Source organism: Stenotrophomonas sp. 96582_Sma, from assembly GCF_056480905.1.
The window spans coordinates 3,617,697-3,630,289 of the sequence record NZ_CM151122.1 but is presented as its reverse complement, the minus strand read 5'-3'; the positions used below and the strand labels follow the sequence as shown (position 1 = coordinate 3,630,289).

The window sequence follows — 12,593 nt, the reverse complement described above, 5'->3', positions numbered from 1 at the left end:
CGGGGATGCCGGCACATCCTTGCAGCCGCGGACAACCGGACTAGGCTGGGCATTCCAGCCAGCCGGTGCGTGGATGCACGACAGCCAGCCAATCCGATGTCGTTGCATGAGGTTCCCCCATGGCTGCGCAGCAGACCTACCGCCTGTTCGAGGTGGCGCTGAAGGAGCGCCGCGTTCTTTCCCCTTCCCTGGACCGCATGGTGTTCACCGGTGCCGACGTGACGCGGATGAAAACCGAAGGCCCGGATCAGCGCATCAAGGTGTTCTTCCCCTTGCCCGGCCAGGAGGTGCCGCAGGTCCCCAGCGGTGACGACTGGTACCCACGCTATCGGGCCCTGCCGGACGATCAGCGCCCGCCGATGCGCACCTACACCATCCGCCAGTTGCGTGCGGAGCAGGGCGAGGTCGACGTCGATTTCGTCATCCACGGGGTGACCGGACCCGCTTCGCGCTGGGCCATGCATGCACGGCCGGGCGATCGCGTGGTGCTGCTGGCCCCGGACGCCGACTGCGCCGAGAGCAGCGAAGGCTGGGAGTGGAAGCCACCGGTCGGTGTCGGCCAGGTGCTGCTGGTGGCCGATGAAACCGCGTTGCCTGCGGTAGCCGGCATCCTCGAGGAACTGGCTGCCATGGTGGATCCGCCGCGCGCGCTGGCCCTGCTGGAAGTGGCGCAGGCCGGTGATGCGGTTCCCCTGAAGGCGCCGGCCACGGCCGAGCTGGTGTGGTTGCCGCGTGGGCAGGCCGCCTATGGCCAGCCGCTGCTGCAGGCGGTCCAGGAACGGCTGTCAGCGACCTCGAGCGTGCCTGCTGGCGATGCGCTGGAGGAGATCGACGTCGATACGCAGATCCTCTGGGAGCAGGCCGACACCTGCGTGGCCGGGCCGCTGTACGCCTGGGTGGCGGGCGAGGCGGGGGCGGCGATGGCGATCCGCCGCCACCTGGTGCGCGATTGCGGGCTGGACCGCCGCGCGATCACCTTCATGGGCTACTGGCGGCACGGCAAGGTGCTGGACTGACCATGCTGGATCGAGCACGCGTGAAGCAGCGCTGCGGGCGGGGTGCGCTATCCTTGCGCCCCCCTTCGCAGCGGTACCGCACCATGTCCACCAGCTCCAAGACCCGCCGCGACCAGCGCCGTCGCCAGGAAAAGCAGGCCGCCAACAAGGCCGCCGCGCAGGCATCGCCGGTGGAACCGCATGCCGAGCTGCGCGATGCGCAGCGCACCCTGCTGGCCGGTGTCGTGCGCCGTGACGGCGAATGGGTGCTGGGCATGGACGGCCGCATCGCTGGCCACAGCGAGAGCGCTGCGCAGGTGCTGGCGCTGATCATGCAGGCCGGTGAACTGCACGAGCGCAACGGCACGCCGGTGCGCCTGATGTACTCCGATGCGCTGCGCGATGCCGCACAGGCCGAAGCGAAGGAGAAGGGCCAGACCTTCGAGGAATTCAAGGCCGAGCTGGCTGCAGCGATGGCGGCGAAGAAGAACAGCTGACAGGCATTTCGGTAGAGCCGGCCGCTGGCCGGCTGCCAGACAGATGTCCACCGTGCAGTTGCCGGCCAGCGGCCGGCACTACCGGAAAGGGGCGGATCCTCGCGGACCCGCCCCTTTTCTCATTTCGCCGCCGGGGCCGCGTTGGCCTGCCAGCCGCACATCTGGCCTTCGTTTGATTGCTGTTTCGGTAGAGCCGGCCGCTGGCCGGCTGCCCGTTGGGTCTTCATCGCGTAGTCGCCGGTCAGCGGCCGGCACTACCGGAAAGGGGCGGATCCTTGCGGACCCGCCCCTTTTCTCAATTCGCCGCCGGGGCCGCGTTGGCCTGCCAGCCGCACATCTGGCCTTCGTTCTGCTGCTTCAGCCATTCGTTGACCGGGCTGAAGTACTCGATCATCGGGCCGGCATCGAGCTTGTCGGTGCCGGTCAGTTCCTTCAGTGTGGCCTGCCACGGCTGGCTGGCACCCTTGCTCAGCATCGCCCAGTACTTCTGGCCGGCTTCCTTGTTGCCGTAGAAGGTGCACTCATGCAGCGGGCCCTTGTAGCCGGACGCGTCGCACAGGCCCTTGTAGAACTGGAACTGCAGGATGCGCGCCAGGAAGTAGCGGGTGTACGGGGTGTTGCCCGGCACGTGGTACTTCGCGCCCGGATCGAAGAACTCTTCGCCACGGGTGCTGGCCGGCGCCACGCCCTGGTACTTGGCCTTCAGGTCCCACCACGCCTTGTTGTAGTTGTCGGCGGTGATCGAGCCATCGAACACGCCCCAGCGCCAGCGGTCGATCATCAGCCCGAACGGCAGGAACGACACGCCCGACAGCGCCATGCGCATCTGGTTGTTGATGACCGCTTCGCGGCTCTCGGTCGGCGCATCAACCAGGCCGATCGAGCTGAGGTACTTGGGCGTCATCGCCAGCACGATGGTGTCGCCGATCGCTTCATGGAAACCATCGTTGGCACCGCCCTGGAACAGCGGCGGCAACGGGTTGTAGGCCAGGTCGTAATAGATGTGGCCCAGCTCGTGGTAGATGGTGGTGAAGTTCTCTTCGTTCGGCTTGATGCACATCTTGGTGCGCACGTCGCCTTCCATGTTCATGTCCCAGGCGCTGGCGTGGCAGACCACGTCGCGATCGTCGGGCTTGATGAACTGGGTCTTTTCCCAATACGACTGCGGCAGCGACGGCATGCCCAGCGACACGTAGAAGTCCTGTGCGCGCTCGGTCATCTGCCTGGCGGTACGCAGTTCGGCCTCGCGCTGTGCCTTGTACTGCGCCGCTACGTTGGCATCCTTGCCGGCCTTGGCCAGCGCCGCGCTCAGATTGGTCTGGTACTGCTTTTCAAGCGCAGCGGTGATGTCCAGGCTGCCGGCACCCGGGTACGGTTCCAGCTGGTCCCACAGGTTCGACCAGTCCTGCTGCCACATGTTGCCCAGCAGGTGCGCGGCGATCAGGCCGTTGCCTACTTCGGCCTTGTCCTTGCCGTAGGTCTTGTCCAGCTTGCCGCGTGCGTAGCAGTGCAGCTGCTCGTACATCGGCTTGACCTGTTCCCACAGGCGATCGGTTTCCGGGCCGATCTGTTCCGGCGGCATGTCATAGCCGCTGCGCCACATCTGGCCGGCATCGGTGAAGCCCATGCCCTTGGCGCCTTCGTTCACCAGGCCGACGAACTTCTGGTAGTCGCCGCGCATGCTCTTGGTGGTGCTGTGCCAGCCCTGCCAGGCATCGAGCTGCTTGTCGTAGTCGCGGCTGCGCGCGAGCACCTGCTCCAGCTCGCCCAGCTGGCGGCAGGAGTTGGGATCGTTGGCATCGGTGCAGTACTTGCCGGCACCGTAGCTGCCTTCCATGCGGGTGGCGATCTGGGTCAGCTCGGCCAGCTTGGCCGGGTCACGCGGTGCCGGCATCGAGGACATCAGCTTCAGCAGGTGGATCGCGCGCTTGCTGTCCTCGCTCATCGGCTTGCCGTCGAACGTGGAGGCCTGTTCGATCCAGCTGTTGAGCTGGGTCAGCGAGCGCTCGTTGGCCTTGGCCGCGATGCGTTCCGAATCACTGTTGATGTAGGTGGAGGACAGCCACTGCGCCGAGGTCATCTCCGGGTAGGCGGCCTTGAATTCGGCATTGATGCGGGCCACGAACTGGTCGGCGGTTTCGCCGGCCGGGGCGCTGCTGCTGGCGGTATCGGTGCCTGGGGCAGCTTCCTTCTTGCAGGCGGCCAGGGCCAGCGTGGCGGCGGCGATTGCCGAGGCCAGCAGGAGATGACGGTGTTTCACGGGCGGTCCTTGGGTGGTGAACGACGGCCGAAGGCTAGTGGGCAGTGGCTGCCACCGCAAGTGGCGGAAGTCGGCCGGGCGGCGCCCGGCACCCGCAGAGGCCTTCAAGCAAGGGCAACGTCAACTTCAAAAGCGAGGATTCCGTGGGGTGGCGAGGCGGTGTGGGCTTGCAGGACACGCCGTAAACCCGTCCATGGGGGCTCGATGGCGCCATCCATGGCGCCAACGGTCCTGCAAGCCCACACCGCCCCACCTCTGACAGATCGTGGCGGCTGTTGGTAGGTGTCGACCTTGGTCGACACATCTGTCAGATATCGAAAGGAATCTGGGGTCAGATCCGGTTTCCTCCGGAAAACGGATCTGACCCCAAGGCCGTTCCATCAGATCGCGGAAAACTGTCGAAGGCGGGGTGGATCCGGTTGCGGGGGCGTGAGCGCCATGGATGGCGCGACCGAGCCTTATCTGATCGGAATCTGGCAGCGTAGGCGTCGAGAGCCGGCGTGGGCCGCCGTGCGAGCCTAGATCTCGACGATCCGTAACCAGGATCGCGACGATCGCCATGTAGCTTGGCGCCCACGCCGGAATCTCCCTTGATCCGCCCGAACAGTTGCTGGAGCGACCACTCGAAGCGATAAGACTGGGCAAGCGGGGGAGCTCTCGACCCTTCCAGACTATACGGAGTCAGGTGATGAACGGGATCGGGATTGATGTCAGCAAGCGTCAGCTGGATATCGGTACGACGGACGGAGAAACCCTGCAGGTCAGCAACAACCGCTCCGGGTTTTCTGAACTGGATGTTTGGCTGAAGAAGCGTCCGACCCGCCAGATCGTGCTTGAAGCCACGGGTGGCTATGAGCAGCCGGTGCTGGATTTCCTGCACAAGGCCGGTCATCCGGTGGCCCGTGCCAATGCCTTGCGCGCCCGGAAACTGGCTCAGGGGTTGGGTCAGACTGCCAAAACCGACCGTTTGGATGCCTACGCGTTGGCGCAGATGGCCGCCCTGGTGAAGCTGCCTCCCTATCAGCCGCTGCAGTCTTGGCAGCAGAAGATGCGGGAGTTCGTTCGGGCACGTCGGCAGGCGATGGACGCCCTGACCATCGCGCGGCAACAGCAGGAAATGGTGCTTGATCGTGAACTGCGCCGACTACTGCAGGGCAACATCACCCGCCTACAAACGTTGGTTGAGCGTCTGGGCAAGCAGATCGTCGAGCAGGTTGGTCAGCAGCCTCAACTGAAGATGCTGAAGTCGATGAAGGGCGTAGGGCCTGTGCTGCAGGCAGTTCTAGCCAGCTATCTGCCAGAGCTTGGCAGGATCACTGGCAAGCGCATCGCCAGCCTGGTCGGGGTAGCCCCGATGTCCCACGACAGCGGCACGATGAGAGGAAAACGAAGCATCCACGGTGGAAGAGCCGAAATCCGGCAAGTGCTCTACATGGCGGCAATGTCGGCCATGCGGCATGAACCTCGGCTGCGCGATTTTTACCAGTCGCTACGAGCCCGCGGCAAGGAAGGCAAGGTGGCCATCGTGGCAGTGATGCGGAAGATGCTGGTCATCCTCAACGCCCGTGTGCGCGACGCTGAAAGCGGGCTAGTCCCCGCCTGAGGCGAGCCAGGGCGAAAGACCAAAGGCTGCCGGCCAGCGGCCGGCACTACCGTGCCCGTTTACCTGACGGGCCTGAGACTCTCCAGCAACACAGTTGCTACAGGGATGTATTTACGGCGTCCCCCGCAACCGGACCCACCCCGCCAACCCACGGATAGCCAGCTTCTGCTGTTGCTGTTGCTGTTGCTGTTGCTGTTGCTGTCGAGGCTGCCGGCCAGCGGCCGGCACTACCGCGGGTGCAGGGCTGCAAGCCCTGCCGAACAACCCTCAACCCTCGCAGTTGGCGAACACGTCGCGATCGCGCTCGTACAGCGAGGTCTTCACCTGCATCAGGCCCAGCACCGACGGGAACAGGTTGTCATGGTCGGTGTAGGCCGCCGAACGCTTGCGCACGCACTGCAGGTCAAGCCCGCGGCTGCTGGCGAAGCCCTGCGAGAACCACATCGTCATCGGTACCCGCGTCTGCTCGGCCGGGGCGATGGCGTAGGGCACGCCATGCAGGAACAGGCCCTTCTCGCCCAGCGACTCGCCGTGGTCGGACAGGTAGATCATCGCCGTGTCGTAGTCCTGCATGCCCTGCAGCGTACCGATGGTCTTGGTCAGGAAGTGATCGGTGTACAGCACGGCGTTGTCGTAACTGTTGGTGATCTCTTCGCGCGAGCAGCGGCCGATGTCGCGGGTATCGCAGGTGGGGGTGAAGCGGCGGAACGCGGGCGGGTAGCGCTCGAAGTAGGCCGGGCCGTGGTTGCCCAGCTGATGCAGCACCACCACCCGGTCGCCCGGCTTTGCACGCACCTGGGTGGCCAGGTCCTGCAGCAGGATTTCGTCCATGCAGCGGCCGTCAGCGCACAGGCCCGGGGTGGTCGCATCGGACAATGACTGGAAGTCCAGGCCTTCGCACACGCCCTTGCAGCCGGACTGGTTGTCACGCCACAGCGGCGCGATGCCGGCACGGTTCAATACGTGCAGCAGCGACTGGTGCGCGCGGATCTTCTTCTCGTCGTAGTCGTGCCGGCCCCATGGCGAGAACAGGCACGGCAGTGAAACCTCGGTGCTGGTGCCGCACGAGTGCATGTCCGGGAAATTGATCACGCTGGCCTGCGCCAGTTCCGGGGTGGTGTTACGGCCACCGTTGAGCCCCCAGTTCTGCGCGCGCACCGTCTCGCCCATGACGATCACCAGCAGGCGCGGCTTGCTGGCCGGCGCGCGCGGGGTAGCCTTGGCATCGGTGCCGATCGGCAGCTTCGGTGCGCGCTGCACCGGGTTGTCGCCACGCAGTGCACGCGGCATGCCCAGCAGTACGTTGGCCGGTGTCGCGAGGTAGCGCACTTCGCGCTGGTTGCGCATCAGTGCCGAGACGTCCTGGAACGAGATCAACGCGCCGCCGACCGCAGTCACCGCCGCCACCACCAGGAAGCCGAGGCGCCACAGCAGGCTGCGGCCCCAGCTGCGGCGGCGCAGCTGCACGCGCCACAGCACCGCCATCGGCAGCACTGCCAGCAACAACACCGGCCACAGCAGCGACACGGTCATCAGCTCACGGCTTTCCTTGGGATCGGTCGCCAGCACGTTGCGCAGCATGTCCGCATCCAGGTAGATGTGGTAACGGCTCATGTAATGCGCAGCGAATGCGGTCACCAGCAGCAGCAGGCTGATCACCACCTTGGCGTTCCAGCGCCAGACCAGGATGCCCAGCAGCACGCCGTGCGCACCGAGCAGCAACAGCAGCAGCGACAGCGCGTAGCGCAGGCTGCCCGGATGGCTGGCCATCGCGCTGTGCCAGAACAGGCCGTTGCCGGCCACTGCGAAGAACAGGCTGGTCAGTGCGATCAGTGCTTCGGTGGACAGCTGCGGCCGCCAGCGGCGAAGGTTCGCCAACGCGGGAAGGCGGGCGGGGCGTTGGACCGATGCACTCATGCGTTTGCCTCCTGGCGGTGGGGACGGTCCAGCTGACGGCGGGCCAGGACGCGTTTGACGATCAGATACAGGCCCAGCGAAAGCAGCCAGCAGATCAACGCAGTAGCAACGTCATGCGAAAGGAAATGCGCGCCCCGCAGTTGCTGGCTCACGCCGAATACCAGGCCGGTGCCAAGGCCGATCCACAACCCGGCCCAGCGCCATGAAGGGCGCCACAGCAAGGCGAAAAAGTACAGGGACAACCATGCATAACCCGCGCTGGCGTGGCCGGCCGGGAAGCAGGCCTGCGCGGCCATGCCTGCGGGGCGTGCCGTGAAAAGCCCGATGAACGGCTGGTGGCCGCCGTAGCGCAGCAGGTCCCAGGGGCATTCCATCGGCACCAGCGACTTCAGCAGGGAGATCACACCGGTGCCCAGGGCCATGGCGATTACGACATAAAGCAGCGCCCACCGCAGGGTGTGATCGCGACCCTTACGCCAGTGGTGGAAGCACAGCAGGATCGCCACGAGCGCAGCAGCCGTGCTCAGCCACTTGCCGGCCTTGTGCACCACCGTGCGGGTGACCCAGGCGTCCTGCAGCGCCCAATGGCCACCCTCAAGGCGGAACAGGTGATCGGCCACCCATTGGTCGCCGCCGAAACCCATCAGCAGCGTAAACACGGGCAGACCGATTGCGACAGGCAGCCAGAGGTGAGTTACGGCGAATTTTGACGCCAGTGGCGATGTCGCAAGCGGCGCTACCGAATCAAGGGGACGGACGGGCATGCTGGGAAAGGGCGGGTCGGGAATCCGCGGCCATGCTCGTCACCTGGATGTCGGAGAAGGGTCGGACGCTCGTTCGTGCCGGGTTAATGCTTGCCCGGCACGGGTCAGCGTTCAGTCTTCTTCAGCGGTCGCGCCGGCCCGTTCGGCGTGGCATTCCGCGTCCCACGCGGTACCGGGAAGCAGTTGCCAGCGATTCCTGTTGGCAATACCGATATCGATCACCTTGCTCGGGTCCACGCACGGGCTCATCGCATCGTCCAGCACCAGCAGCCAGCGCTTGTCCGGTGCCTCGGCCAGCCACGGGCCGGCGTCGTGCCACTGCTCGGCCCAGGGCCGCTTGAAGCCGAACTCGCGCACCGGCCGGTCGGCCTGCAACAGGTTCTGCTCGCGCCAGGCCACCAGCGCCAGTTCGGCGTCGGGTCCGATCCGCGCGCCCACCCGGCGCATGAGTGCCGACGCCGAAGCGAAGGGGTCCAGTGCAGGCATCAGCACCAGGCCGTAGAGCATCCACAGCATGCCGTGGGTCAGCAGTACCAGCGTCGCGGCACGGCGTACCCGCAGCCACACGATCAGCGTGGCCAGGGCAATGGCGAAGGTCAGCAGGCCATCGCCCAGCACCGGCAGCAACGTCTCGGGCATGGCGCGGCGTTGCAGTTGCGCCAACGCCCATGGGTGCTCGGTCATCAGCATCACGCCGAGTACGCCGGTGGCCAGCATCAGCACCACGCTGTAGCCGAACAGGTAGCGGCGCACGCACACGCGGCGCAGCAGGCCGGGCAGCAGCGGCGCCACGGCCAGTGCCATCGCCGGCAGCATCGGCAGCAGGTACACCTCGCGCTTGCCCGGGCTGGCACTGAAAAACACCAGTACCAGTACGGCCCAGCCCAGCAGCAGCCACTGGCGGCGATCGCCACGACGGATGCGGCGCCACCAGGGCTTGAACAGCATCGGCAGCAGCAGGCTGCCCGGCAGCCACAGGGTCAGGATCACCTGCAGGTAGTACCAGGCCGGCTGCCGGTGGTGCCAGGCATTGGCGTAGCGGGTGCCGGTCTGCTTGAACAACAGCTCGTGCGCGTAGGCCTGCAGTTCGGCGCTGGGCGTATGCAGCAGGGCCCAGCCCAGCGGCGCCAGCCACACGCCCACGCCCAGCAGGAACGCCGGGATCAACCACAGCAGCGTTGCCGGGTGCGGACCCTCCACACGGTGCCCGCGACGGCGCTGGTACAGCCACCAGCCGAACCAGGGCAGCACCAGCAGCAGCGGCAGGAAACCCACGCCCTTGGTCACCGTGCCGACACCGGCGGCGAAACCGGCCAGCCACAACGCGGGCAGGTTGCGACGTTCGCACAGGTGCCGCATCAAGCCCCACAGGGCGACGGTGGTCATCCCCACCAGCACCATGTCGATCTGCGCACGCTTGGCCATCAGCCCGAACTGCAGGGTGCAGAACAGCGCCGCGAGGGCATAGATGGAATGCCGCGGCGACCACAGCCGCCGTGCCAGATCCGACACCAGCCACAGACTCAGCAGGGCGCCCAGCAATGACGGCAGCAGGAACGACCATTGCCAGCTGCCGACCACCTCGTAGGCGGCCGCCTGCAGCCACATGAACACCGGTGGTTTCTCGGCATACAGCTCGCTGCCACGATGCGGCAGCAGCCATTGCCCGCTCTCGACCATGGTCCGTGCGGCCAGCACGAAGCGCGGCTCGTCCGGTGGCTGCGGCTGCCGAAGGCCGATGCCCGCTGCCAATGCAGCAATGATCAGCAGCCACAACAGGGGCAGTCGCCAACGGCGGGGCAGGGCTACGGGCACGGCAGGCTCCGGGAGCAAAACGGCCATTCTGAGGTGGCGGGGGTGGGAAAAGCGTCAGAAGGGGGCGGGACGACCGCATTCCGACATGGGCGGCGCTACCATGGTACGAACTTCCGTGGATGTTTCGTGCATGCGTCTGTTGGTGATCGAGGACAACCGCCAGCTGGTGGCCAACCTGTTCGACTATTTCGAGTCGCGCGGGCATGTGCTGGACGTGGCCCCGGATGGCATCACCGGCCTGCACCTGGCCGGCAGCCACCCCTACGATGCGGTGATCCTGGACTGGATGCTGCCGCGCATGGAGGGACCGGAAGTGCTGCGCCGGCTGCGTGCCGAGCACGCGTCGGAGGTGCCGGTGATCATGCTGACCGCGCGCGATGAACTGCCGGACAAGATCGCCGGTTTCCGCGCCGGTGCCGACGACTACCTGACCAAGCCGTTCGCCCTGCCCGAGCTGGAGGTGCGGCTGGAAGCGCTGCTGCTGCGTGCGCAGGGCCGCAACCCGCGCAAGCGCCTGCAGGTGGGCGATCTGGTGCTGGATCTGGCGACGCTGGAGGCCCAGCGTGAGGGCCAGGTGCTGCACCTGTACCCGGCCTGCCGCAAACTGCTGGAAGTGCTGATGCGGGCCAGCCCGGGTGCGGTGACGCGACAGCAGCTGGAGTTCGCCCTGTGGGGTGACGAGCCGCCGGATGGCGACCTGCTGCGTTCGCATGTCTACGAGTTGCGTCGCAGCGTTGACGGTCCGTTTGCCGAGAAGCTGATCCACACCCTGCCGCGCGTGGGTTACCGGTTGGCGGTAGTGGAGGGTGCCGACGCCGGCAGGAATGCTGATGAGGGCGCGTAAGCCGGGGCCGTTGTACCGGCGCGTGGTGTGGTGGTTGCTGGGCTATCTGGCGCTGCTGTCGATCGCGGTGTTCAGCGTCGGCAACTACGTGCACGAGCACGCCGAGCATGCCGCCTGGCGCGCGCTGCTCAACTCCGAGCTCGACAGCATCGTCGAGCATGTCGAGCACGAACCGCACTATCGCTGGCAGGATTCGGACACGCTGAGCCTGTACCGCTTCGACGCGGTCAACCTTCCCGATAGCCTGCGTACCCTGCATCCAGGGCTGCACGACGGCGTAATGGTCAAGGGCCGCGAGACGGCGGTGATGGTGCGTGAAACCCAGTCGATGGGACGGGTCGCGCTGGTACTGGACATCTCCGACTTCCATGACCTGGAACAGTTCGCCACGCGCTGGGTGATGCTGGCCGGGGTGATCATGATCTTCGTTACCGTGCTGATGGCTTCGTTCGGCATGGAGCGGATGGTGCGTCCGCTGAGCCTGCTGGCACAACACATCGCCGCGCTCAGGCCGGGCGTGCAGGGGCAGCGCATCGAGGTCGACCCGCGCGGCAGCTCAGAGCTGCACACCATTGCTAATGCGTTGAACGACTACCTGGATCGCAACGAGCAGTTCGTCGAACGCGAGCGGGTCTTCATCAGCACCGCCAGCCATGAACTGCGCACGCCGATCGCGGTTATGACCGGTGCCGCCGAACTGGCGCTGGAGCAACCGGGCCTGCCCGAGCGTGCGCGCCAGCAGATGCAACGGGTACTGCGCACCGCGCAGAGCGTGGAGCAGCTGATCGAACTGCTGCTGGTGCTGGCGCGTGATCCGGCGCGACTGGCGGCGCGTGCCGAGCGCATCGCGCTGGATCAGCTGCTGCCGGAGATCGTCGACGACCATCGCCACCTGCTGGGCGACAAGGACCTGAGCATCGGCATCCAGGCCGCACCGGTGGACATCGTCGCGCCGCTGGCGGTGGTGCAGGCAGCGATCGGCAACCTGCTGCGCAACGCCATCGAGAACAGTGGCCGTGGCCACATCGAATTGCGCCTGAGTTCGTCGGCGGTGCTGACCCTGCAGGACCCGGGACATGGCATGAGCCCGGAAGAGATCGCGGCGATCCATGCGCGGATGGCCCGTGGCGAACGCGCCGATCGTGGCGGCGGCATCGGACTGGATCTGATCGCGCGGCTGTGCGAGCACCTGGGATGGACCCTGCAGTTGCAGCCCTGCGAGCCGCGTGGCACACGTGTCACGCTCGATTTCGGTGCCTCGCGACCGCGCTGATCCGGCCGTCCTGGTAAATGCCAACCTTGGTTGGCATGCCGTTCGTCGACCAAGGTCGACGCCTACCCAGGCGGTGGCTGTCCGTGTTCTGGTAGGTGCCAGCCCTGGTTGGCATGCCCCGGCGGTGGCTGTCCGTGCTCTGGTAGATGCCAACCTTGGTTGGCATGCCGTTCGTCGACCAAGGTCGACGCCCACCCAGGCAATGGCTGTCCCCCTCAACGCCCGTTCGGTCGCGCCACGTGCTGGTCGATCAGGATCACGTTGCCGTCGGGATCGGCCAACTGCAGGTAGCCGGTCCCCTGGCCATCAGGATCGGTGCGGACCGCCAGTTCGATGCCCCTGGCGTCCAGCTCTGCCTGCAGCTCACGCACATCCTGGAAGTGGGGCAGTTCCTGCTTGTGCTGGTCCCAGCCGGGGTTGAAGGTCAGCAGGTTGCCCTCGAACATGCCCTGGAACAGCCCGATCACCGTGCCGTTGCTGCGCATCACCAGCCAGTTCTGTGCCGGATCGCCGCCGGTGACCGAGAAGCCCAGGGCTTCGTAGAAGGCACGGGAGGCCGCGAGATCCTTCACCGAGAGGCTGACCGAAAAGGCACCAAGCTGCATGAGTGGGCTCCCTGACGGGA

General features: G+C 66.2%; 10 protein-coding genes. 5 read left to right on the top strand and 5 right to left on the bottom strand.

Features of this window, described 5'->3' with window-relative positions; translation table 11 throughout:
- Positions 1-119 precede the first annotated feature (119 nt).
- Together ACZK2R_RS17020 and ACZK2R_RS17015 are read left to right on the top strand one after the other, a co-directional pair.
- A complete protein-coding gene (locus ACZK2R_RS17020) occupies positions 120-1,016 on the top strand; it encodes a siderophore-interacting protein (RefSeq protein ID WP_478487428.1) in 897 nt (298 codons plus the stop codon).
- An 83-nt stretch (positions 1,017-1,099) separates the two neighbouring features.
- A complete protein-coding gene (locus tag ACZK2R_RS17015) occupies positions 1,100-1,492 on the top strand; it encodes a hypothetical protein (RefSeq protein WP_008265644.1) in 393 nt (130 codons plus the stop codon).
- 295 nt (positions 1,493-1,787) lie between these two features.
- Here ACZK2R_RS17015 and ACZK2R_RS17010 read toward each other — a convergent pair whose 3' ends face one another.
- Positions 1,788-3,752, bottom strand: coding sequence for a M2 family metallopeptidase (locus ACZK2R_RS17010; protein WP_180838653.1), 1,965 nt, complete (start codon positions 3,750-3,752; stop codon positions 1,788-1,790).
- A 688-nt stretch (positions 3,753-4,440) separates the two neighbouring features.
- On the opposite strand from ACZK2R_RS17010, the gene ACZK2R_RS17005 reads away from it, so the two are divergent.
- Positions 4,441-5,355, top strand: a complete 915-nt coding sequence (locus ACZK2R_RS17005) for an IS110 family RNA-guided transposase (protein ID WP_180838801.1) — start codon at positions 4,441-4,443, stop codon at positions 5,353-5,355.
- A gap of 267 nt (positions 5,356-5,622) precedes the next feature.
- Here ACZK2R_RS17005 and ACZK2R_RS17000 read toward each other — a convergent pair whose 3' ends face one another.
- The 3 genes from ACZK2R_RS17000 to ACZK2R_RS16990 all read right to left on the bottom strand — a co-directional run bounded on the left by ACZK2R_RS17000 (position 5,623) and on the right by ACZK2R_RS16990 (position 9,851).
- Positions 5,623-7,272: a phosphoethanolamine transferase gene (locus tag ACZK2R_RS17000; RefSeq protein WP_134950779.1), complete on the bottom strand. Its 1,650-nt coding sequence runs from the start codon at positions 7,270-7,272 to the stop codon at positions 5,623-5,625.
- Entirely contained in the window at positions 7,269-8,036 is a 768-nt protein-coding gene (locus ACZK2R_RS16995; RefSeq protein ID WP_180838756.1) for a phosphatase PAP2 family protein, read from the bottom strand. The genes ACZK2R_RS17000 and ACZK2R_RS16995 overlap by 4 nt, the downstream gene beginning before the upstream one ends.
- Before the next feature lie 111 nt (positions 8,037-8,147).
- Complete coding sequence (locus tag ACZK2R_RS16990) at positions 8,148-9,851, bottom strand: ArnT family glycosyltransferase (protein ID WP_121504620.1); 1,704 nt, start codon at positions 9,849-9,851, stop codon at positions 8,148-8,150.
- A 130-nt stretch (positions 9,852-9,981) separates the two neighbouring features.
- Between ACZK2R_RS16990 and ACZK2R_RS16985 the strand changes: the two genes are divergently transcribed.
- Positions 9,982-10,695, top strand: a complete 714-nt coding sequence (locus ACZK2R_RS16985; RefSeq protein WP_032129861.1) for a response regulator transcription factor — start codon at positions 9,982-9,984, stop codon at positions 10,693-10,695.
- Complete coding sequence (locus tag ACZK2R_RS16980; RefSeq protein WP_049461542.1) at positions 10,682-11,968, top strand: sensor histidine kinase; 1,287 nt, start codon at positions 10,682-10,684, stop codon at positions 11,966-11,968. Before ACZK2R_RS16985 ends, ACZK2R_RS16980 begins: the two co-directional genes overlap by 14 nt.
- Positions 11,969-12,183: 215 nt before the next feature.
- On the opposite strand, the gene ACZK2R_RS16975 is transcribed toward ACZK2R_RS16980, so the two are convergent.
- Positions 12,184-12,573: a VOC family protein gene (locus ACZK2R_RS16975; protein ID WP_032129859.1), complete on the bottom strand. Its 390-nt coding sequence runs from the start codon at positions 12,571-12,573 to the stop codon at positions 12,184-12,186.
- Positions 12,574-12,593 lie beyond the last annotated feature (20 nt).

What these genes read in the sequence shown, in the direction of transcription:
- ACZK2R_RS16995 (WP_180838756.1), bottom strand. Translation starts at nt 8,036, where the DNA reads ATGCCCGTCCGTCCCCTTGATTCGGTAGCGCCGCTTGCGACATCGCCA.
- ACZK2R_RS17005 (WP_180838801.1), top strand. Translation starts at nt 4,441, where the DNA reads ATGAACGGGATCGGGATTGATGTCAGCAAGCGTCAGCTGGATATCGGT.
- ACZK2R_RS17000 (WP_134950779.1), bottom strand. Translation starts at nt 7,272, where the DNA reads ATGAGTGCATCGGTCCAACGCCCCGCCCGCCTTCCCGCGTTGGCGAAC.
- ACZK2R_RS17020 (WP_478487428.1), top strand. Translation starts at nt 120, where the DNA reads ATGGCTGCGCAGCAGACCTACCGCCTGTTCGAGGTGGCGCTGAAGGAG.
- ACZK2R_RS16980 (WP_049461542.1), top strand. Translation starts at nt 10,682, where the DNA reads ATGAGGGCGCGTAAGCCGGGGCCGTTGTACCGGCGCGTGGTGTGGTGG.
- ACZK2R_RS16975 (WP_032129859.1), bottom strand. Translation starts at nt 12,573, where the DNA reads ATGCAGCTTGGTGCCTTTTCGGTCAGCCTCTCGGTGAAGGATCTCGCG.
- ACZK2R_RS16985 (WP_032129861.1), top strand. Translation starts at nt 9,982, where the DNA reads ATGCGTCTGTTGGTGATCGAGGACAACCGCCAGCTGGTGGCCAACCTG.
- ACZK2R_RS17015 (WP_008265644.1), top strand. Translation starts at nt 1,100, where the DNA reads ATGTCCACCAGCTCCAAGACCCGCCGCGACCAGCGCCGTCGCCAGGAA.